17 protein-coding genes are annotated in these 21,869 nt (G+C 37.0%); 9 read left to right on the top strand and 8 right to left on the bottom strand.

Annotated elements, in window-relative coordinates; all coding sequences use genetic code 11:
• Positions 1 to 338: 338 nt before the first annotated feature.
• The gene (locus FJR06_RS07685; protein ID WP_371723605.1) at positions 339 to 2,753 is read left to right on the top strand and encodes a hypothetical protein; all 2,415 of its coding nucleotides are present in this window, start codon (positions 339 to 341) and stop codon (positions 2,751 to 2,753) included.
• 17 nt (positions 2,754 to 2,770) lie between these two features.
• Here FJR06_RS07685 and FJR06_RS07690 read toward each other — a convergent pair whose 3' ends face one another.
• Positions 2,771 to 2,962: a hypothetical protein gene (locus FJR06_RS07690; protein WP_148279126.1), complete on the bottom strand. Its 192-nt coding sequence runs from the start codon at positions 2,960 to 2,962 to the stop codon at positions 2,771 to 2,773.
• 240 nt (positions 2,963 to 3,202) lie between these two features.
• Here FJR06_RS07690 and thrC point away from each other — a divergent pair, with 240 nt between their 5' ends.
• Positions 3,203 to 4,297 (top strand): threonine synthase, encoded by a 1,095-nt coding sequence (gene thrC / locus FJR06_RS07695; RefSeq protein ID WP_015081148.1) that lies wholly within the window; start codon positions 3,203 to 3,205, stop codon positions 4,295 to 4,297.
• 157 nt (positions 4,298 to 4,454) lie between these two features.
• On the opposite strand, the gene FJR06_RS07700 is transcribed toward thrC, so the two are convergent.
• Positions 4,455 to 5,936 carry a S8 family peptidase gene (locus tag FJR06_RS07700; protein ID WP_168651166.1) on the bottom strand — a complete coding sequence of 494 codons (1,482 nt, stop codon included), beginning with the start codon at positions 5,934 to 5,936 and terminating at the stop codon, positions 4,455 to 4,457.
• A gap of 466 nt (positions 5,937 to 6,402) precedes the next feature.
• Complete coding sequence (locus FJR06_RS07705; protein ID WP_168651167.1) at positions 6,403 to 8,841, bottom strand: tetratricopeptide repeat protein; 2,439 nt, start codon at positions 8,839 to 8,841, stop codon at positions 6,403 to 6,405.
• Between the two features lie 511 nt (positions 8,842 to 9,352).
• On the opposite strand from FJR06_RS07705, the gene FJR06_RS07710 reads away from it, so the two are divergent.
• The 6 genes from FJR06_RS07710 (at position 9,353) to FJR06_RS07735 (ending at position 15,576) form a co-directional block, all read left to right on the top strand.
• Positions 9,353 to 9,928, top strand: coding sequence for a hypothetical protein (locus tag FJR06_RS07710; RefSeq protein ID WP_015081145.1), 576 nt, complete (start codon positions 9,353 to 9,355; stop codon positions 9,926 to 9,928).
• A 305-nt stretch (positions 9,929 to 10,233) separates the two neighbouring features.
• Positions 10,234 to 10,683 (top strand): hypothetical protein, encoded by a 450-nt coding sequence (locus FJR06_RS07715; RefSeq protein WP_053540449.1) that lies wholly within the window; start codon positions 10,234 to 10,236, stop codon positions 10,681 to 10,683.
• A 21-nt stretch (positions 10,684 to 10,704) separates the two neighbouring features.
• On the top strand, positions 10,705 to 11,511 hold the full coding sequence (locus tag FJR06_RS07720; RefSeq protein ID WP_168651168.1) for a hypothetical protein: 807 nt from the start codon (positions 10,705 to 10,707) through the stop codon (positions 11,509 to 11,511).
• A 270-nt stretch (positions 11,512 to 11,781) separates the two neighbouring features.
• Entirely contained in the window at positions 11,782 to 12,345 is a 564-nt protein-coding gene (locus FJR06_RS07725; protein ID WP_168651169.1) for a hypothetical protein, read from the top strand.
• A gap of 148 nt (positions 12,346 to 12,493) precedes the next feature.
• Positions 12,494 to 12,847: a hypothetical protein gene (locus FJR06_RS07730; protein ID WP_168651170.1), complete on the top strand. Its 354-nt coding sequence runs from the start codon at positions 12,494 to 12,496 to the stop codon at positions 12,845 to 12,847.
• 104 nt (positions 12,848 to 12,951) lie between these two features.
• Positions 12,952 to 15,576: a carboxypeptidase-like regulatory domain-containing protein gene (locus FJR06_RS07735; RefSeq protein ID WP_371723610.1), complete on the top strand. Its 2,625-nt coding sequence runs from the start codon at positions 12,952 to 12,954 to the stop codon at positions 15,574 to 15,576.
• A gap of 182 nt (positions 15,577 to 15,758) precedes the next feature.
• Here the strand turns inward: FJR06_RS07735 and nadB are convergent, their stop codons facing one another.
• The 5 genes from nadB to FJR06_RS07760 all read right to left on the bottom strand — a co-directional run bounded on the left by nadB (position 15,759) and on the right by FJR06_RS07760 (position 20,158).
• The gene (gene nadB, locus FJR06_RS07740; RefSeq protein ID WP_168651172.1) at positions 15,759 to 17,435 is read right to left on the bottom strand and encodes an L-aspartate oxidase; all 1,677 of its coding nucleotides are present in this window, start codon (positions 17,433 to 17,435) and stop codon (positions 15,759 to 15,761) included.
• A 122-nt stretch (positions 17,436 to 17,557) separates the two neighbouring features.
• Positions 17,558 to 17,986 carry a photosystem II complex extrinsic protein PsbU gene (gene psbU, locus FJR06_RS07745; protein WP_015081139.1) on the bottom strand — a complete coding sequence of 143 codons (429 nt, stop codon included), beginning with the start codon at positions 17,984 to 17,986 and terminating at the stop codon, positions 17,558 to 17,560.
• Between the two features lie 306 nt (positions 17,987 to 18,292).
• Entirely contained in the window at positions 18,293 to 18,973 is a 681-nt protein-coding gene (locus tag FJR06_RS07750; protein WP_371415563.1) for a DUF3120 domain-containing protein, read from the bottom strand.
• 501 nt (positions 18,974 to 19,474) lie between these two features.
• Positions 19,475 to 19,906, bottom strand: coding sequence for a type II toxin-antitoxin system VapC family toxin (locus FJR06_RS07755; RefSeq protein ID WP_168651173.1), 432 nt, complete (start codon positions 19,904 to 19,906; stop codon positions 19,475 to 19,477).
• A 3-nt stretch (positions 19,907 to 19,909) separates the two neighbouring features.
• Positions 19,910 to 20,158, bottom strand: coding sequence for a plasmid stability protein (locus FJR06_RS07760; protein WP_168651174.1), 249 nt, complete (start codon positions 20,156 to 20,158; stop codon positions 19,910 to 19,912).
• Positions 20,159 to 20,724: 566 nt separating this feature from the next.
• On the opposite strand from FJR06_RS07760, the gene FJR06_RS07765 reads away from it, so the two are divergent.
• A complete protein-coding gene (locus FJR06_RS07765) occupies positions 20,725 to 21,126 on the top strand; it encodes a GxxExxY protein (protein ID WP_168651175.1) in 402 nt (133 codons plus the stop codon).
• Positions 21,127 to 21,869: the final 743 nt, after the last annotated feature.

Consider the following 21,869-nt stretch of genomic DNA (forward strand, 5'->3'; position numbering starts at 1 on the left):
AATGACCGATAATTTATTTTCCAAATGCTTCGCCCCTACTGACCACTGATTTCTTATCAGGTTTTATGAAATTTGCATACATACTATGGGAAGATGTTGAAAATAGATCATATAGGTTAAATTGATTCGGGATGTTGTTATGCACTGGATTTAAGTCAAGGTTTGGTTGTCAACCAAACCTTTTTTATTGCTCATTTTCTCCCTGTTCGTGATTTCAGCAAAAATATACCCATTCCCAATTATAAACAACAAACAAGATCTCCGACTTCTTCAAGAAGTCGGGGATCTGGGCGAAGTTTTAAGTTTTACCCCAGTACACTGGCAAAATTGCACCAAGTTTGTCAAAATCTATCATGGATGATTTTGAACAACATCAAATTACTAGTGCTAGTAATAGTCAGATGATCAATAAACCCCGCAAACGCAGACCAAAAGCTACTAAGCTGAATCAGCCTTCTCAAGCTGCAATCAAGAAGAATGTTAAAAAATTACCCAAACGTTCTCAACGGCGTAGTTGGCTATGGTCTACGTTGGCTATGGGTCTGTTGTTAGGCAGTGCTAGTGTAATTATTGGTGTTAGTTGGATTAGTGTGCTATTTATTTTAAATCCTGCCCAGATTAGCTGGGTGAATGATTTTTTACCAAAATGGGCAAAAATATCTACAGGTAAACGAGAACTACCGGAAACACTTACAGCTATTGAACTCGGTTTAACTCAACAACAACGTCTATCTGGCGAAATCCTGCCTTTAGATGGTAAATCAGAGGAATCTTTTTTATTACCAATTTTCCAAAAACGCAAGAATTGTCAATCTCATTGTCAAGAATTGGTAGAATTGAGGATCTATAAACTTTCCCAGGATTTGGAATCTAAATTTCAGTCAGAAAAATCCTACTATTTAATTACTAAATTACCTGTTACTGGATTATCGAGAAATTTTGTAGAGTCCTCTTCATTTGCGGCTATTTCTGAATCAGACAATCAAGAAACAAAGACAAATTTACCTTTAAATCAGGTGAAAGCTTTTGCAGATACTAATCTATTTCCAGGATTTTGGTTTTATTTGCAGGGTGAACACAAAAATAACGATGATAATATTACCTATGGTCAAGTTGTCTATTACAATCCTACTCTGAAAAGCTTACAACAAATGTTATCTTGGAAGACCCACAATGGTCAATTACCTAAATGGCAACAGATAACGGGTAATGATTCAAAGGAGTTAATTATTGATCAAACGATAAATGTAGAACCAAATTTACAAGTTTATCAAGTTAAACCTAGTAAGTTAGTGGCTAATTCTATTTATTTAGAAGCAATTGATTTCCAAAAACCCGCAATTGATGAATTTGCTTTTCAACAATCTCTGTTATTAGCCAGAAATGGACTTTGGACTCCTGCTTCTACATGGTTGATATCTTTAGAAAAACAGCGTAAACAGCCTTTTTCAGCGGCAGCACGGGCGCAAATAGATGTAATTCGCTTACATTCGGAATTTACGAAAATGCAGGCTGAGAAAAATTGGGCAAGTCCTCAGCAACAAGTTACAGCGGATATTATTGATGGTCGTTGGGAAAAGGCTTTACAGGTATTTGAAACTTCAGCTGATTATGGTCAAGAAATTGCTAATTTACTACAAACAGATAAAGGGAGAATCTGGAATCGGTCTGCTGTAGCGTTACGACTCAATCCTAATCGTCGCGCAGTTTTAGCTTGGGTAGCACTAATTTTTAAAGTCCAACGGGGGGAAGAAAGAGCTAATGCTTGGTTGCAAGCACAACCGAATATTAACCAGGAAACACTCAATTATATTCAAGATATTTTAACTAAACTTGATGATGATAAGATCAATGCCCATAAAAGTCGAATTATTGGCACTGTCAACCAAATTAGTCGTATTAATGAGCAGGATTGGTTGCCAATATCTCTGCAAACTGATTTGAAAATTACTAATAATCAAGTTTGGTATCAGGTGGAAGTTAGTGCATTTCATGATGGTACAAGCTGGTTAAGTTATCCATTTGCTAATTTTGACCAACTGAAACATCAACCTCGAAAATTTTGGCGAAAAATTCTGGGTATTAGTTATGACCCTAGTATGCAAATTATTGTCTGGAAACCCAATGGAGAACAAGAAGTTACTACGACTACGATTAAAGCTGTACAAGTGCAAGATCAGGGTTTACGGTTGTTAATTTCGGGTTCCGCGCTTTTTGAAAATAAGGTCACATCTCTTCAACCTCAACCTTTAGCCATGACTGTGGATGCGTTGAAATGGGTAGAACCGTCTCCGGTATCTGTAAAGGAATTATCTCAACAAAAACCCCAATTAGTAGAATTAATCTTGCCGACTATCTGGAGAAAACTACAACAGTCGGGTGATATAAATCCTGGTAATATTCCTGATTTTCAGGAAATGCGGGAAAAAATGGGTGATTGGCCAGTTCAATTGGCTGATTTAACTAATGATGCACAGCAGGAAATTGTCATAACTATTTCTGATCCCGCTATAGCATCTTTAAATCAGTCCGATGGTAATAACTCAAAACCAGTGGAAGATCAAAAACGTCCCCGGACTCTGATTTTGTCGGCGGATAGCAGGGTAATTTATAGTGATTTTGCCCATGCAAGCCAGCAAACGCTAATAGCGATCGCTCAACTTACTGATGACCAATCTCTAGCGTTACTGGTAGAAAATAAACAGGGCTATAGTCTGCAACGTTGGTCACAAACTAATCAGCAATTTGAATAGTCACCATTACAGGTAATTTATTCTTCGTCGCTGGGAGCTTCCACTTGTTCGCTTTTGAGACTTTGCAATTGCGCTAAAAGGGAATCTACCTCTGCTTGTAAGTCCATGAACTTCACTTGCTGATCGTCTCGATAGTAAGCCTTCGTTAACTTCTTGACTAAGTTAGCGTGGGATTCGCATTCGGAAACACTGGATGACATAGTAGACATAGTTGTTGGCATTAGAAACTTAACTCACACCATTTAGAAATAGTATAATATACTTATCTTAATCTTTGTTAAGATATTATATAGTTTTCATTATATACTCTAATCGGTTACAAATGTGGTGATAAAAGACTCCGATCATTGTGACTGTGTTCCGCAACTAACATATAGACTTGAAAAGTGGGATACTTATACCAAGAGCATTCCCAATCCTAAATCCTTAATTAAGAAGTTTTGAATCCTGTGACTTTGAGCCTGTCTGCTGCTAAATCTCATTGCCAACCCTGGCCAGGGCTGATAGAAGCCTATCGTCAATACTTGCCTGTCAGCGAAAAAACCCCGGTGGTGACTTTGTTGGAGGGTAACACACCTTTGATTCCCGTGCCAGCGATCGCTGAACGTATTGGCAGACAGGTGAAGGTGTATGTCAAATATGATGGACTTAACCCCACTGGTAGCTTCAAAGACCGGGGGATGACTATGGCAATTTCTAAAGCAGCAGAAGCAGGTGCTAAGGCTGTGATTTGTGCCAGCACTGGTAATACCTCCGCCGCTGCCGCTGCCTATGCTAGACGGGGGGGGATGAAACCCTTTGTGTTGATTCCTGATGGCTATGTGGCTTTAGGTAAATTAGCCCAAGCGTTACTTTATGGGGCTGAAGTCCTGGCTATTCAAGGAAATTTTGACCGCGCCCTGGAAATTGTCCGGGAAATGGCAGATCAATATCCCATCACTTTGGTAAATTCTGTCAACCCCTACCGGTTAGAAGGGCAAAAAACTGGAGCTTTTGAAGTTGTTGATGCCTTGGGTGATGCCCCCGATTGGTTATGTATTCCCGTGGGGAATGCGGGCAATATTACAGCATATTGGATGGGTTTTTGTCAATACCATCAAGATGGTAAATGCGATCGCTTGCCGAAAATGATGGGTTTCCAAGCCGCTGGGGCTGCACCCTTAGTAAATGGTCAACCAGTGGCACATCCGGAAACCATAGCCACAGCCATTAGAATTGGTAATCCAGCCAGTTGGGATAAAGCCATAGCCGCTCAAACAGCCAGCCAAGGCAGTTTTCGTTCTGTCACTGACGAAGAAATTCTCGACGCTTACCGACTATTAGCATCATCGGAAGGGATTTTCTGTGAACCTGCCAGCGCGGCTTCTGTCGCCGGTTTGTTACAGGTAAAAGACGAAGTTCCCACCGGGGCAACGGTAGTCTGTGTCCTCACTGGTAATGGTTTAAAAGACCCAGATACAGCCATTAAACACAGTCACGCCCAATTTAAACAGGGTATTCCGGCGGACATTAAAGCCGTTGCGAAAGCAATGGGATTTGATTAAAAGAATGCAGAATTTAGAATTTAGAATTTAGAATTACGTTTTGCAACGGGGATTTTACCCCGACGCAAAACCCGCTGCTTGTAGAAGCAGGGGACTTTAACCCCCAAAGGTAAATTAACACTTCAACCCATAGATTCTCTAGGACTTGCCGACACTTCTAGGGTGAAGCAGGAAGGAAAAGCTGGCTCTTGTTAGCATTAGTTAGCTTTTTTGGATCGGTTTCGTCCGCATAGTAGTGTATGCCAGATTCAGTAAAGGTAAATGATAAATTCTGACTATAGTAGCTAGACTGCTGTGCGGGTGATGATTCCAGATTACCGAAACGCAACGTTAACTGATTTTCGTTCATAGAGACGACAACGGGAGGAAGGGGAATAGAGTTTGATGATTGAGATTGTAGGTTGAAAGGTAATTTTGAGCCTATATTGATCATATTAATCAAATCCAGCGGGAAAAAAGAGTCTAGAGGGGGGAATAAAGACGGCATTTTCAACCCCGGTTCTGAAGGTTTCGTTGGCTCTGAAGGATTAGTGCTATTTGCAGATGTGCTGGTAATAATTTGGCGGACTTGGCTTTCAGTTAGCTTAGGGTTAGCACTGAGCATGAGAGCGACAACACCAGCAATGTGAGGGGCTGCCATAGAAGTGCCATTGTAGTTGGCATATTGATTATTGGGTATTGTGGAGTAAATATTAACTCCTGGGGCAGTGACATAGGTGATTTCTTGAGAACCAGAACGGTTGGAAAAGTCCGCAAGCTTATTATTTTTATCCACTGCACCTACAGCAATTCCTGAATTATAGGCGTAGCGGGCGGGATAGGATGGCATTGAGTCACCATTATTACCGGCTGCCATAACAACGATGACGTTTTTGCTGCTGGCATATTCAATGGCTGACTTGAGAGTATCGTTAGAGGAATTACCTCCTAGACTGAGATTAATGACATTTGCACCATTATCAACTGCGTAATAAATGCCTTTGGCGATATTTGAGTAAGAACCTGAGCCGTTGGCATCTAGGACTTTGACTGGCATAATTTTGGAGTTATAGGCAATGCCGGTGACTCCAATGTCGTTATTTTCTCCGGCTATGGTTCCAGAAACATGAGTCCCATGACCATTGTTGTCTAGGACGTTGTTATTGCTACTATCAAAATTCCAGCCTTGAGCATCGTCAATATAGCCGTTACTATCATCATCTATCCCATTACCAGCTATTTCTTTGTTATTACTCCAAATATTATTTTTTAAGTCTTGATGGTTATAGTCTACGCCAGTATCTAGTACGGCAACAATAGTTCCTTGTCCTGTATATCCATTATTCCAGACTGTGGGAGCTTTGATCAGATCCGCTCCCCAATTATTCCCACCCACATTAGGAACGTCTGCATAGGGACTAACACCTGCGGCTTTACTCACTGCTAATCCAGCATTCACCAAGCCATAGCCATTTGTTGAGTTATAACTACTATTAGTAGCAACAGATGCGGTTGCTGCTAAATTATCTTGGGAAGAAGAACTATGACTACCCCAAATTATCCTATTATCAGTGGGATTTTGAAAGGCATTGGTTTGGGAAATGGCAGTATAATTGATTTTTTTTTGAGATGAAAAGTCCGCAGAAACATCAAGTGACATAAGTATTTAAGCCCCAAAAATGGTTATATTTTCTCTGACAAAGTAATTTTGTCAATATTGGCAAATTCAATAATTTGAAATTATCAGTTATTCTGCTTTATTAATTATTACTATGAGTTGGTAATGCAAAAAGATATTTTAATTACGAATAAATTAATATTTAATGAATGATGCTAACAACAAAAATAAATTAATATTTGATGACATAACCAGTAAAAATATGATTTCATGACAAAATCAGGATTCTTTTGTATTCCTGATAGCGATATACAGCACTTTCCAGTGTTATGAGGTACATATCCAGCGGGCAAGACTTGTACTGAGCTTGTCGATAGCGCAGCGTGGCGTTAGCCATAGTATGCCCGCACTACAAGAAATTTTTGGGGATTTTATTTCTTGGAAGTCCCTTACACATTTTGGTTTTTCTCAGGCTCAGGGTGGTCTGGTCAGTACGGCTTGATTTCTCTTACAAGCCCAGTCCCTTTAGGGCTGGGTTACTGACTTTTTCTCTTTCAACTTTCTCAACTTGCCGGGGAGCTGCCACTGCTGTAAATAATATTATGGCTTCATCAAAATTGATCTGACTATTTTTAAAGTCACCCATTTTCTGATATGTTAAACCTAGTTGAAAGTAAGCTTCTGCTAAATCACATCTGTTACCACTGATTTTATGGAATATTTCTATTGATTGTGAATGTTTGGCAAGTGCTTCTTCAAAATTATCTTGGATTCGATACAGTTCTGCTAAACCAGTTAAAGCTTTAGCTACAAGCGGATTATAGTGAGAATTATAGTTAAGTTCTTGAGCAGATTCTATCCATCCATAGGAACTTTCTGCTTGAGAAAATTTTATCGCTGCATTATATATTTTCAAAGATTTTTTAATGTTTCCTAAATTTTTGTAAATTAGACCTAACTTTAATAAAGCATATATTTTACGCCATCTGCAAAAATTCACTTCAGTTTCCAAGCCTGCATTAATTAGTAAAGTTTCTAAATTAAGTATCATATAATATACTATTTCCGCAAAAATTCCCGTGAAAAGCGAATAATATACTTTTTTAGCCAAAGATTGAGGAAGAATGTATTTTTCTTCTGTATTAAAGTACGAGTATAACAAAGCTAAATGTAGCCACACGGTTACTTGATATTTTTCTATTTTTAACTTTAAATTTTTATCTCCTTTTTGGATTATATTTTCTATCCATGATTTGGTCGGTTCTAAAATATTTATGGCTGCTTCCAGTTCCCAGATGTCTATATAGTAAAAGGATAAATGGATTTGATTTTTGACTATCAATAATACAATCTCGTCATAACTTATGTCTATTTGATTATTTTCAAAATCATTTAAAATACAATTTGCCATTGCTAGTGATTGATGCAAATAATTAATCGCTATATTCATATTTCCTGACACTAAATTTATTATGCCTTCAATACTATAAATACTTGCTAGTAGATATTCAGATTTTATCTTTTCTTTTAGTAAATTCAGTATAGATATTACTTGTGTTAATGCTCCCATTCGATAGTAAGAAAAAGCCAGCATTTCATCAAATGACCAGCAACCATTTCTTCGTTGAATAATTATATATCCAGCTTGTTCAAAGTCATGAATACATTCATAATGATAATAAGCTTCAAAAGCTTTTTTAGCATCCTCCATGGTGCGAATACTTTTCACACTACCTCTCCAAAATTCGGCTGCTTTTCGGTTAACTTCCTCCCATTCTTGACTTGATTTTAACCTTTTTATGCTCTCTTCTTTAATCACTGTATGCAGCCAATACTTGCCCTTGGCAAATTCAAACAAACGCAAATTTTTTAAAGATCTAATTATATAGATACACTGTTGCTGGTCAGGAATATCCCACAGCAAAGCTAGTAAGGCATCTTCAGTCACTTGTGGTATATCCTGATAGCGATAACATCCTAACCGACACAGTAACTTATAAGCATTGGGATTTAAACTTTGCAATCTCTCAAATTGATTGATAACTAAATTTTTTAATCCTCTTTCCACCAAAGTACAATTTTCTTGCCAATAAGCAGTTGCATCTCCTTGATAATCTGTTTTTATTGACCCAAGCAAGATATGCATAGCTTTGGCATTACCCCCATATTTTATGTACATTTCTTCTAGTAAAGAAATATCAATCTTAACTTCGTGAAATGCCAAAAATTCTTGCCACGCTGATACACCTAATTCACTTAAATAATAATGATAAATTATATCAATACGGTCATCAAATAAACATTCTCTACTAGTAATTATCGTAAATGACTGCACAGTTGCATCAGCTAAAACCCTGAATAATTCTAGATAACGACTATGATTTTGAATGAACCTACCATGTTTATCTAGTGCAGGTTCTAAGCTATCAATTAATATCCCGACTTGGCGATTTTGCAAGTGTTTTTTTAATCTTGCGAGTGTAATACCAAATTCCCTGCCTGGTTCTTCTTCAAAGTATTGTTTCAGCCATTCTTCAACTACGCTTTCAACGCTAGTGATATTATCTGGTTCTTTAGCTATTTCTAGGGATAAAACTAAATCAAACCCTTGATTATCTAAGTATTGCCTAGCTAAAGTTGTTTTACCTAGTCCTCCTGGTGCCTGAATAACAATCATTTTTTGATGTTGATTGATTAGAGTATTAAGTCTTGCTAAGTCATTGTCTCTACCGAAAAAATTAGGACTTTTGTTTTCAAAAGACAAGAAGTTTTGATAGCAACTCTTCGCACTACTTATATCTTTTAAAGCTAGAATAACATCTATGTTGTGCTTGTATGGGATGTTTAATGTCTTAAATAGTAATTTAATTGCATACTCTTCAACATTCTGCTTTGTTAAAATTCTACGAACCGTATTACTACTTATACTTTCACCAATGTTTTCCATCTGTTTCTGTATCCACGTAATTCTATTACGTGGGTTCACGTGGTTTTCACTAAGAGTATTAATTATTTTTTCCTCACCCAACTCGGTTAATAAGTATGTCTGGCGATTTCTGGGGATTTTCATCATTCCTGGAGTTTAAACTAAATCGGTAATTCAACTGAAAAAAATCATGAATTTAAGGAATTTAAGGAAGTAAAAGACTATTATACTAAGTTTATTTTTTCTTTATAAATAGCTACAACCAAATTATAAAGCGATTTCCAGAATTATTATTAATGAACTTTACTTAACTTGCTTAAATATACACATACCATGCAGAAAAAATTATATATTGAGGTTACGTGAGGTTACGGGTAATGCCTCCGGCACAATACCGCAAACGCCACACGATGGCTAACGCCTCCCGTCAGAATAATATGTAAGCGTACCATTGCTCCGCAACGCTAACGCGAACAAATCAAGACTCTTATTTTGGCTAAGGTATTGTCTATTAAACAAAGTAGGAAAGAAAATGAAAGAAACATCCAAGAAAGTGTTAAAAGCCGCTGCTATTGCTTCTTTATTAACGGGTAGTGTAATTGCTTCCACCGGTTCTATCTTTGCTGATAAAGCTAATGCTGTTACTCCTATCTCAGCCAGTTCTACTACTGGTTTTACTGGGACTATAGATCCATCCTGTGCCGTTAGTGCTGGTTTCAATAGCAGTACATCCAACGCCTACGCGAAAACTACATATTCATCCTCTGGCGCTGGTGGTGTTTTAAGGCTGGAGACAAGTGACACGGCCCAATTTAACTGCAACAGTGATACAGTTAACGTATCAGCAGTTGTAACCGCAACCCCACCTACTGCGCCAGTCAACGCAACTGCTCTTGCAGGGGTGCATACTACTACACTTTCCAGTACTGGAAATACTGATGCAACTGGAACTGGTTCTACTACTGTAGCTCCCACAAATTGGAAAACAAACCTCCAAGGTAACATTGGGATTACAGTTAAGTCTACTTGGAACCCAACCGTTGATGGACAAGAATTGTTAGATGGGACTTATACTGCTGTTGCTGTTGTTACCGTCACACCTAACTAGTACAGGCAAAAACTCCCTAATTTTACCGCTCTTTGATTTTTTAGCTTATACTCAAAACGGTTGGGACATAGACTTTTGTAAAATCACGAAAAACCTATATTTGTAGGGGTTTAGCAATGCTAAATCCCTGCCCGCAGAGTCAAATAATTAAGCCCTGTTGAGTATAAATAGTATTCACCTCATCACTTACCCTATCGGGTAGGTGATTATTCTTGGCTTAAATTTAATCACTTTATATTACAGTGTTAATGCTTAAGTCCTATAATCGTGCTGCTTGCTGTCGTAAATGACTAGAAAAAAGATCCATGAAAAAACTAATTTTAGTAGCTTTAACGATTATAACTATTCTCAATCCTACTCAAGTATTAGCACAATTAAGTCTAACCTGCCCTACTCAAGGTAGCTTAACATTAACCAATCAATATAATCTTGCTACTACACAACCTGCCCAGTGTAGTTTTGTAGTTGATAATACTGTTTCTAATATTGATGTTACTATCACCCTATCTGAACCAACTTTAAATCAACAGGCAACTACTGAGAAAATAGATCCTGCTGGTACAAGTAGAACCGCACAATTAACCTATACAAATAACAGTAGTAGTAAGACCATTCATCAAAATTCTAGTACAACTGATACCTTTTCCGGTTCAAGTACCACTCCTATGGCAGTAAGTATTCAAATCCAAAGACCACAGAAATTTTTTGCTGGCTTTTATACTTATGAACTCATGATCAATATCACTTCACCTTGAATTTTTACGAAGGAGTAAATAATGCTGAAATCAAGATTTATTAAAAAAAGTATTGTTGCAATAACAAGTATGGGGTTTTGTGGATCATTACTATTCCATAAACCAGCAAATGCTCAAGTAAATGTATCTCCCCTAGTTATCTTCACACAAACAAAACAAGGAACAGCTACAGGCTTCATTACCCTAATAAATGAAGGAAATGAAGCAGTAAAAATGAATTTATATGCTTTACCGTTTACGTATAATTCCAATGGTTTCCAAGTTTTAGAATCTAGTCCCAATGATTTATCACCCTATCTCATTTTTTCTCCTTCAGAAATAGTTTTAGAGCCAAAACAAACCCGTAGAGTTAGATTATTAGCTCGTCTCTTACCCAGTATGAAATCAGGAGAATATCGAGCCGTCATTTTTTCTCAACCTTTTAAGCCAAAAAATACCAGTGGTTTGACTGTAAATAATAGACTGGGAACAGTGGTTTATGTTAGTCATGGTGAGATTCGAGAAAGTTTAATTCCCAAGGAAACTAACTATGATATCAAAAAGGAAGAACTCTATTTGTTAGTTAAAAATGAAGGAAACGTGACTATTCGTTCTCAAGGTAGATGGGAATTAAAACAAGCCGGACAACTAGGATTTCAAGGGGAAATTTCTAAGATTACTATTATTGCAGAAGGAACAAGAAATGTTCCCATCACTATTGAAAAAGACCAAACAAAAACGTTAATTCCAGCAGGAAATTATCAGCTTACAGGAGAATTGTTTTGGGGAGATCCTCGAAATCCTACAAAAGTACCTTTTAGTTTACCAGTGACTATTCCATCAAGATGAAACTTCTACAATTCAACGTTTAGGCTACACGCCAACAAATAATTCTAATTTTTCCTATGGAGGTGTTAATCTGGGCTGATTCATCGTTTAAAGTTATTGATTTAAGTTTCTAAATAGGTTTTTTAAAAGAAAACTTTTTGATTTTGAGGGATCGGGTAACTTTTGGGGTATTATCATAATTATATTCAGTGAATGTACAACTGCATATCAATAGTAATCCGAACAAATCAAGACTTTTTGTAAGTTCTATGAAACAAAACAGGAAAGGAAATGAAAAAAACATTTAAGAAAGTGTTAAAAGCCGCTGCTATTGCTTCTTTATTAACAGGTGGTGTAATTGCGTCCACTAGTTCTATCTTTGCCGGTAAAGCTAATGCTAACCCTGTCGGTTTTGGTGGGAATGTAGATCCATCCTGTGCCGTTACTACAAATTTCCCTAGCACTACAAACGCCTACACTAAAACTCTCTATACAGGCTCTGGTGGTGTTTCAAAGCTGGAGAAAAGTGACCAAGCCTCATTTAACTGCAACCTAGATCAACTTGATATAACAGCAGAGGTCACCGTAACCCGACCTACTGCGCCAACCCAAGCAACTCTTCTTCAAGGGGTGCATACTACTACACTTTCCAGTAATACTGCAAATACTGCTATATTTTCAGTATTGCCAGCATCATCGAACAGTTTAACTTTCAGTGCCACTGATTGGAATCCAAGTACCGCAGGTGACATTACCATTACAGTTAAGTCTACTTGGGAGCCAACCACTACTGGAGAAGAATTGTTAGATGGGAATTATACTGCTGTTGTTGTTATTACCTTGGCACCTTCATAAACCGGCAAATGCTCAAGTAAATGTATCTTCCCTAGTTATCTCCACACAAACAAAACAAGGAACAGCTACAGGTTTTATTACCCTAATAAATGGAAGGATTTACCCCGGATTATTGAGCTGTTACTTTTAGAATCTATAGCACTCCTATTTGATTCTTGAACATTCAGGAATCAAACAGGATTCCTATAGTCCCAATGATTTATCACCCTACAAAAATAAAGAACTCTATTTGTTAGTTAAAAATGAAGGAAACGTGACTATTCGTTCTGAAGGTAGATGGGAATTAAAACAAGCCGGAAAACCAGGATTTCAAGGGGAAATTTCTAAGATTACTATTATTGCAGAAGGAACAAGAAATGTTCCCATCACTATTGAAAAAGACCAAACAAAAACGTTAATTCCAGCAGGAAATTATCAGCTTACAGGAGAATTGTTTTGGGGAGATCCTCGAAATCCTACAAAAGTACCTTTTAGTTTACCAGTGACTATTCCATCAAGATGAAATTTCTACCTATCAACTGTGCAGGGCTTAAATTGGTAAGCTTAATTGTAGCAAACTCTAGTATGATCGGTGGGGTGATAACAATTTTCATCAGGTATCCACCAGTGAATGCTCAGGACTTTAACAATCTATATTTAACTGACAATTCTACTGTTTTAGAACCTAATCAAGCTCCTGCTGCTAGTAAAATACCATTATCAGGAAAATTTACGATTCTCCCGCTGGGAATTAATGTCGGTGGGAATAATGTAATTCCTTCCACCACAGTCAAGGGTTTAGAGAATGGCAAAGAAGCCATTGATTTTAACAACTGGCTAGTTCCTTTTGCTGATGTCATTAAAGCCTTAAAATTCAACGTCACCAAAAAAGATGATGGTCAATTAGAATTACGTTCTGTTGGTTTAATCATCAAATTTGATCCAAGTCTATTAGTTAATGACCCTGATATCGGTCAAGCTATTTCTGTAGAACAGATTAAAAATATTTTAAATATTCCTGCTGAATTTAGTATAGCAGAATATGCTCTTGTTTTCAATCCATCATGGTTAACAGAAAATGTTAATGATAAACAATACCAAGAAAAAGAACAACCAGTCATCTTAGCAGGCTTACCTCAAATCAATCCTCCTTTTTTGAGCTTGACTGGTATTTCTCAACGAACAAATTTGAGTCAAATTCAGGGAACAAATTTTAGTAATAATAATTTAAATTACAACTCAGAATTTAAAACATTAGGAAGTGTTGTTGGGGGAAGCTTATTTTCAAGAATTCAACAAATTAATAGTAATGTAGGTAGCAACTGGCAAATAAACGAACTGCAATATTTTCATCCTAGTCCTTATACAGACTATCTTATCGGCACTCAAGCACCTTTTTGGGGACGATTTGATCGCAATCAAGGTGAGTATTTTGGCACTACAATAATTCAACGTTTAGGCTACACGCCAGCAAATAATTCTAGTTTTTCCTATGGAGGTGTTAATCCTCTAGACAAACTTAATACTAATGAAGTTTTACGAACCATAACGGGAAAAGCTGCTCCTGGAACTTTAGTACAATTAGTTACCCAAAATAGTAATTTGATAGTTGGGGAGCAACTTGTAGATAATTCAGCAAAATACCGCTTTGAAAATGTGGTGACAGCTAGTAATTCTTTGACAGGGAATGCAGAAAGTCAGAATTATAAACTTCTGCTTTATCCAGGAGGAAATTTGAGTGGTAAACCAGAAGAAATTCCTCTAAATTATCGCAATTTACAAGGTCAAATCAATAAAGGAAAATCAGCTTTTGTTATCAGCGCAGGTACAGAAAGAAATCGCACAAATCAAAGCTTTTTCGGGAATCTTGGTGATTTTCAAGGTGGAGCTACTTATTATTTTGGACTTTCTAATGAAATTACTTTAGGTACTGGGGTAGTTTATGATGGTTCTACTCAACCATACAGCGAAATATTGTATCAACCAGTAAATTCTCCTCTAACCTTTAAACTTGGGGCATTAACTGGTAATCAAATTAGTTTTAACGCAGATATTAGCTACAGAACTAATAATTTTAGCTTAGGTTTTGGCGGTGATGAAAAATCTTATAATACCAATTTATTTTGGGCTTTAAACCGAAAAGTTAGTTTATTTTCTAATTTGTATTCTAGTGGAACAAATAATCGCTTAGAAACCGGGTTTAACTTCAACTTACAACCAGTTTTTTTGAGTTTGAGCTATGATTATAAAAATAGTATTAATGGTGCTTTGAATGCTCGTTTAGATCCTTTTTTGATTGGCATTCGTAAATATAACCAAAATATTTCTTCTGAATTAATCTATAATCTTTCTGGCAGTCGGCTTTTTGGCTCTACAGGCAATGCAATTAGCCTAAAATATGATACCGATGATAAAAACTATTTAGGCAGCCTGAATTTGATTTATCGAACTCCTTGGAAAAGTAAAGATGGTAGGAGTTTATTAGACTTAGAATTTGGCTATGGTAATGGTTCTCAAGGTCATGGTATCATCACATCTGCTTCTACAACTCTAGTTCCTGGTTTAGGATTAAGATTAACTTATAGTGCAGTCAGTAATAATTCTTCTTTAAGTCTCAATTTATTTACCAGTTTGTTATTACAACCTAGTATGAATTTCAGCGGTGACGAGACAAAATTAGAAAAGTTACGCACTCAAGGGGGAATCTTACTTCAACCATTTCTGGATAAAAATAATAATGGTCGTCATGATCATGGAGAAGATTTTTATACTGAAGATATAGAATCACTATTCTTAATTAATAATCAACCTTTGAATAAACTAGGTGTCTCTCGGCCAAAAATTGTCAGCAAAGGGGCATTATTTGAGCTTCCACCAGGTAATTATCGTTTAGATATAGATCCAGCAGGTTTTCCCCTTGGTTGGAAAGCTATCCAACCAGCCTATGCAGTTAAAGTTTCCCCTGGAAGTTATACGACTGTTTTAATACCTCTGATTCCAGCTTATGTTGTGACGGGAAGAGTGATAGATAAAGAAGGGAAACCGATAACAGGAGTTAGTGTAGAATTTGTTTCTCGTAGTCATCCAGAAAAACGAATTACTTCACTAACTAACAGTAATGGAATTTACTATTTAGAAGATTTAAATGTAAGCACGTATAATGTACTTATTGATGGTAAACTAGCCCAACCAAATACTTTAGAAATTAATACAAATTCTAAGACTTTCTTGGAATTAAATTTACAGCCATAACATCAAAATGAGGTGCGGAATTTTGGTTTATAAAGGATAAAAAATCTTTGCTACTTAACAATACCTTGTCCATTTTCTGTAGGTTGGGTTGAAGCATGAAACCCAACATGAGCGTCGGGTTGTGCTGTCGCCAGTAAAACTTGGCAATTATCAGGGTAAAAGGTGTTTAACCGGAGATAATATCACCTATTACCTATCCACCATTCCTGCTTTTGCACAAGAGTATGAAATTGCCAATTAGGATCAGTTTGAGGGTAATCTAAACGGTAATGTCCACCCCGACTTTCGGTTCTAAAAACAGCACTTTTCAGAATTAATTCGGCAATATCTAATAAATTACGAGTTTCTGCCCAAAGCCGCAATTCCTTTTCAATTTGTGGCTGTTGAAAATTAACTGATTGTGTTGGTTTTAAACTCAATAATAATTGACTTAAAGGTAAAGCAGCAAAGTCTTCTTGCCAAGATGCAACTTGAGAAATGGCATTTTCTAAACTTGATTTTTCTCGACAAATACCCGCACTTTGCCAAACTACACGGGGTAAATTTTGGCGAATTTCTGCTAATTGTCTTTGTTGATTTTCCCACTCAATTAGAGATGGGTTAACTGCCAAACTTTCAGTTTCAATAATATTAGCAGATTCCTGTTTTCCCAGTTGCAATTTTTCATAGTCAACATTAGCCATTTGCGCCCCAAACACAATACATTCCAACAACGAATTACTGGCTAAACGATTAGCACCATGTACTCCCGTACTGGCAGTTTCTCCAATGGCGTATAAACCGGGAATATTCGTGGCATTCATGACATCTGTGAGGATACCACCCATCCAATAATGGGCAGCAGGTGACACAGGAATGGGTTGAGTAAAAACATCAATGCCCCAATGTTGACAAACATTAATGATATTCGGGAAACGATGGCGAATTTTGTCAGCGGGAATGGGGCGCATATCTAACCAGACATTCGCTGTAGCCATATCAGCAGCCGTTTTTTGTAAATGACTGAAAATAGCTCGACTGACCACATCACGGGGTGCTAGTTCCCCTGCTGGGTGGTAATCAAAGGCAAAACGTCGCCCGGTGTCATCCACCAAATGCGCCCCTTCTCCACGCACAGCTTCACTAATCAGGAAACGTCCTGGTTTACTTAGGGCTGTGGGGTGAAACTGGACAAATTCTAAATCCCGCAGAATTGCCCCTGCCCGCCAAGCAATGGCTACACCATCACCTGTACTCACTGCTGGGTTAGTAGTTTGGGCAAATACTTGACCACCGCCACCTGTAGCTAAAATGACAGCCCTGGCTCTAATCCAGGTAATTTTACCTTGATAAAATAGGCTAGTTCCCAAACATTGACCGGTTTGGGGTTCTATCCATAAACTCAAAGCCAAAGCTTGCTGAATTACTTGAATATTCTGACGACGCAGGACTTGATCTGTGAGGGTGGTGGTAACTTCCCTACCTGTGGTATCGGCTGCATGAAGCACGCGAGGACGAGAATGGGCTGCTTCGAGGGTTAAAGCTAAGTTACTGTCATGACGATCAAACGCTACGCCTAAGTTAACCAGGGATTGAATACAACTGGGGGCTTGTTCGGCGAGGAATTTGACAGCGGCGATGTCGCATAAACCAGCCCCGGCTTTTAATGTGTCTTCAATATGCAGTTGTGGCGAATCTTCTGGAGCTACGGCTGCGGCTATGCCACCTTGCGCCCAATCACTGGCGGATAGGGAAACTGTTTCTTTAGTAATTAAGCCGACTCGTAAAGATGCGGGTAGACATAGGGCTGTATATAGTCCTGCTGCACCGGCACCGACTACTAAAACATCAAATTGGTTAGGAATATTTATATCAGGCAAGGGATAATTATGATTTTTGTGATTTGGATGATTTTTGGGATTTACAGCCCAAAATTTAAGATCTCAACTTAGGGTATGGGTAATTGGGAATATGTTTTCAATTCCCAATTCCCAGTCCTTAGTTATCTGTAGATACCGTTATTAATACGGTCGTCCCCTTCATTGAAGTTAGGCTCTAATTCTGTAACTGTAAAATTTGCTAAGTTAGCTTGCAAACGTTCTTTTTGTCTATCGGTCAATCCTGGCAGATTTAATACATCTTCTACTTTTTCGTAGGGAGCATTAGCGACAATCTTCTTAGCCAGGGTGGGATACAGTCCAGGAAAATCTTGGAAAGCCCGCATATTGGTATTGTTCAAATCAATTTTCTTGCCAAACTCTGTTGCCAACTTCTGATCTGCTTTGTTTTGGCGGGCAATTGCTAAAACGGGGACTTGATTTCCCACAAAGCTATTGAAGCCAGTAGCTTGGGCTGTTTGGGTAGTTCCCAACATTCCCCAACAACCTAGCAACAATGTAAATACACTGAATAAACGCACCAATGCTTTCACGATTTTTACCTCTTTTTTTCAAGGAATAATAAAATTTTGCAGCCAAAAGCTATGAACTTTAGGGCATAAGCCGGAAGTTTAAGGGTGTTAGAGTAGTTTATTTTCTAACTTGATCCTGGTTTCTTCATGGTTTAGCTTCATGGTTTCAGCTTGAGAGTTTGCACAACAGTCATCAAAAACTAATATACAGCGGATCAATATCCATAATATTTACGACTATTTGGTTTGATTTGACTTTTGCCAAAAATCTGACCTGATAGCACCTTTGCGCCCATTTTTCGGTGTTTACCTAAATTCATGGGAATTTCACGCCAGAACTGCTGCTAATAAGAAGAGACTGTCTACTAAGATTGTACTCAAAACTGCGCCGCCAAAGGCATACCAATGACATTGTTTATTGAGTAAAGAAGCTGTTCCTACAGTCATCAGAATGAGAGCAAGAATGATTGCCCAGGCTTGTCCCCAGGGTGTTTGGACTTGTGTTAGGGCATTCTGTAAGATTTGTGAAGCACCAGAGGGATCTGTTCTCATAATTTGTCGCCAATAAGGCATCAAATCCACTAAATAAAAATAAATATCGGTTAAAACCGTTCCTAGTAAAGAACCGAGGTAAAACCAATTGCCGACTTTACCCCAATTTTTCGCTAAACACCACACAGCAAAGGGTAATCCTAGTGCTTCTATAGGTATATGCCAGATTGGTTCATATCTTAACCAACCCCAATAAATTGCGCCTGTTAACCAAGTCCAGCTAAATCCAAAAAGTAAATCTCCCCACAGATAGGTTTGGGGACGTGACATTAATCTAATACTGATCCACACCCAAAAGCCTGTCATTAATACGCTAAGAGTGGGAAATGAGCGCACTAGTGGTGCTTCCATGAACACTGGTACTGATACTAAAAATACTGATGCTAAAAATATTAACCAACTTTGTCGGGAAGAGATAAAGTTTGGTAAGGAAGGATTTTTAAGGCTGTCATCAATATCTAACGTCGGGTTAGTAGCTGGATAGGAAGGAAATGTATGATTAATCAAAGTTTTTAATATTTGTTACTAAACTTTACTTATCTAGAGTATCATAACTGAAAATCCCCCCTAGGGGCATTTTGATTATACATAAATAACAACAAGATCCCCGACTTCTTAGAGAAGTCGGGGATCTGACTTTTGCAATACTATTGATAAATCACCAGATTAATCAAAGAAGTTGGGAGTCTTGTGATTAAACTATAAGTTATTTGTATGGGATTTTTGAAAAAAGGACTTTCTCAACTAATGGGAGTCTATTCTCATTATTATTGAGAATTTTATCAATATTTTAACGAGTTTTGGTGATTTCAGCTAGGGGGCTTGACAGAGTTTCGAGTTTTAGGTATGCTTATGATATGAGTGGAAAAGTGTGCGCTCATATATATAAATCGAGAAACAGAATATTATAGAGTTGTAAAATTTCAAAATCGAAATTTCATAAACAGCTACGACTTACTAATATATTGATTCAGGTTTCCAAGGATTAATAATAGAAATACCACATCCTTCAAAATCAGTAACATTGCGCGTTGCTATAGTTGCTTTATGAGTGTAACAAATAGCAGGAATTTGAGCATTAGGTTGAGAAATTGGAGTACCATTTTTTCGTCGTTGAGATGCAATATAAGCAAATGCTACAGCAGCATTTTGATCAAAATCTAGAACTCGTCCAGCAAAGTCTTCAGAAAACATTAGTTGTGCTGTTTGACTAAGTTCTTCTCGTCGTTTTCCTCCTGGAAGTAAAGCAATACCATAGAGAATTTCTGCTTGAGTAATTGTTGTAGTAAACAAACTCATTAAAGGTTGTGCTGCTACCCATTCACGAACTATTGCTGATTTTTGAGTTTTCATTAGTTCGGAAATGACGTTTGTATCCAGAATAATCATTTTCTACTCTGCAAATATTGACACTGTGCGAATCGCTTCTCTCTCTATTTCCGGTAATTCCAAATCTTCAAAATTGGCAAAACGGTTTTCAATTAGAGTTGCTAAATTGATAGGATTTTGATGATTTTCTGAGAGAACAAGACGGAGAATTTCTGTAATTTCTTGTTCTAGAGAATGTCCATGTTTTTCGGCTCTTTTTTGTAACTGATTTTTCAGATCATCATCAAGGTTAGAGATTGTGATATTAGTCATAATCAATTTAGAATTAAAGGATATGTTTATTATACACTATCAATTTGAGTTTTTTTGTCTGAATCAGGATATCCAGGATTAAAAGATTTTCAGGATGTTGTTGTTTATTTGATGTGGGGATTTTGAGGATTTTTTTGTCTGAATCAGGATGTCCAGGATTAAAGGATTTACAGGATGTTGTTGTTTGATTGTCTATGAGAAGTACAGATTTTAGGATGTTAGATAATAAATTATCCGTTAAATTATTTATTGTTATTTCTTGACTGTTGGTATAACTGTATTTTATAATATTCAAATATTCACAGACAATTCATCAATAACAATCTGTCTGAATCAGGATAACCAGGATTTGAGGATTTTCAGGATGTAATTTTTTTATTGTTTAGGAAAAATGGCGATTTTTGGATGATAGATAATATACTGTGATTGTAATTATCATTTTTCAATATTCACAGACAATTCATCAATAACAATCCTGTACATCCTAAAATCCTGGACATCCTGATTCAGACAATTAAAATTTCAGCATCCCACCAATAACTTACAAATAACAATCCTGTAAATCCATGAACACAAGTAATACCCAAAATCTAAAATTAGACGAAATTACATATATAATAAATGGCTGTGCAATGAAAATACACCGAACTTTGGGAAATGGTTTTCAGGAGGTTATTTATCAAAGATGTATGGAAATTGAGTTGCAAAAATCAGGTTTAGGTTTTGGAAGGGAGGTAGAACAAACAATTTATTATGAGGGAGTTGAAGTAGGAACACGAAGGGCAGATTTTATAGTTGAAAATCAGGTCGTGGTGGAGTTGAAAGCGGTTATTTCTTTAGAAGATGTTCATTTAGCGCAAGCGAAAAATTATTTGGTTGCTTATAATTTTCCTGTGGGATTATTGATTAATTTTGGTGGGTTGAAGTTGGAATATAAGAAGGTTTTTAATCCTAGATTTCAGGGTTAATTTGTCTGAATCAGGATAACCAGGATTAGAGGATTTTCAGGATGTTGTTGTTTGATTGTCTATGAGAAGTACAGATTTTAGGATGTTAGATAATAAATTATCCGTTAAATTATTTGTTGTTATTTGTTGACTGTTGGTGTAACTGTATTTTATCATCTTTCAATATTCACAGATAATTTATCAATAAGAATTTGTCTGAATCAGGATAACCAGGATTAGAGGATTTTCAGGATGTTGTTGTTTGATTGTCTATGAGAAGTACAGATTTTAGGATGTTAGATAATAAATTATCCGTTAAATTATTTGTTGTTATTTGTTGACTATTACTGTAACTGTATTTTATAATCTTCAAATCTTCACAGACAACTTATCAATAACAATCCTGTACATCCTAAAATCCTGGACATCCTGATTCAGACAATTAAAATTTCAGCATCCCACCAATAACTTACAAATAACAATCCTGTAAATCCTAAAATCCTGGATATCCTGATTCTGACAAAAAATATGAATCAGATATTTTGATTATGTTGGGTTTCCTTGCGTCAACCCAACCTACTAGCTACAAATCACAATCCTGGACATCCTGATTCAGACAATGACAATTTCAGCATCCCACCAACAACCTACAAATTACCAACGAACCATACAAACTGTAGGTTGGGTAGAACACAGTGAAACCCAACAAATTAATCATTATCTATATTATTGTGAAAGTGTTGGGTTTTCTCAGCTAAAGGTAA

Origin of the sequence: Dolichospermum sp. UHCC 0352, from assembly GCF_009711925.1 — a bacterium.
GTDB lineage: Bacteria > Cyanobacteriota > Cyanobacteriia > Cyanobacteriales > Nostocaceae > Dolichospermum > Dolichospermum lemmermannii.

Coding starts and splice junctions, on each gene's coding strand:
- FJR06_RS07690 (WP_148279126.1), bottom strand. CDS start 2,962: ATGTCTACTATGTCATCCAGTGTTTCCGAATGCGAATCCCACGCTAAC.
- FJR06_RS07700 (WP_168651166.1), bottom strand. CDS start 5,936: ATGTCACTTGATGTTTCTGCGGACTTTTCATCTCAAAAAAAAATCAAT.
- FJR06_RS07705 (WP_168651167.1), bottom strand. CDS start 8,841: ATGGAAAACATTGGTGAAAGTATAAGTAGTAATACGGTTCGTAGAATT.
- FJR06_RS07710 (WP_015081145.1), top strand. CDS start 9,353: ATGAAAGAAACATCCAAGAAAGTGTTAAAAGCCGCTGCTATTGCTTCT.
- FJR06_RS07715 (WP_053540449.1), top strand. CDS start 10,234: ATGAAAAAACTAATTTTAGTAGCTTTAACGATTATAACTATTCTCAAT.
- FJR06_RS07720 (WP_168651168.1), top strand. CDS start 10,705: ATGCTGAAATCAAGATTTATTAAAAAAAGTATTGTTGCAATAACAAGT.
- FJR06_RS07725 (WP_168651169.1), top strand. CDS start 11,782: ATGAAAAAAACATTTAAGAAAGTGTTAAAAGCCGCTGCTATTGCTTCT.
- FJR06_RS07755 (WP_168651173.1), bottom strand. CDS start 19,906: ATGATTATTCTGGATACAAACGTCATTTCCGAACTAATGAAAACTCAA.
- FJR06_RS07760 (WP_168651174.1), bottom strand. CDS start 20,158: ATGACTAATATCACAATCTCTAACCTTGATGATGATCTGAAAAATCAG.
- FJR06_RS07765 (WP_168651175.1), top strand. CDS start 20,725: ATGAACACAAGTAATACCCAAAATCTAAAATTAGACGAAATTACATAT.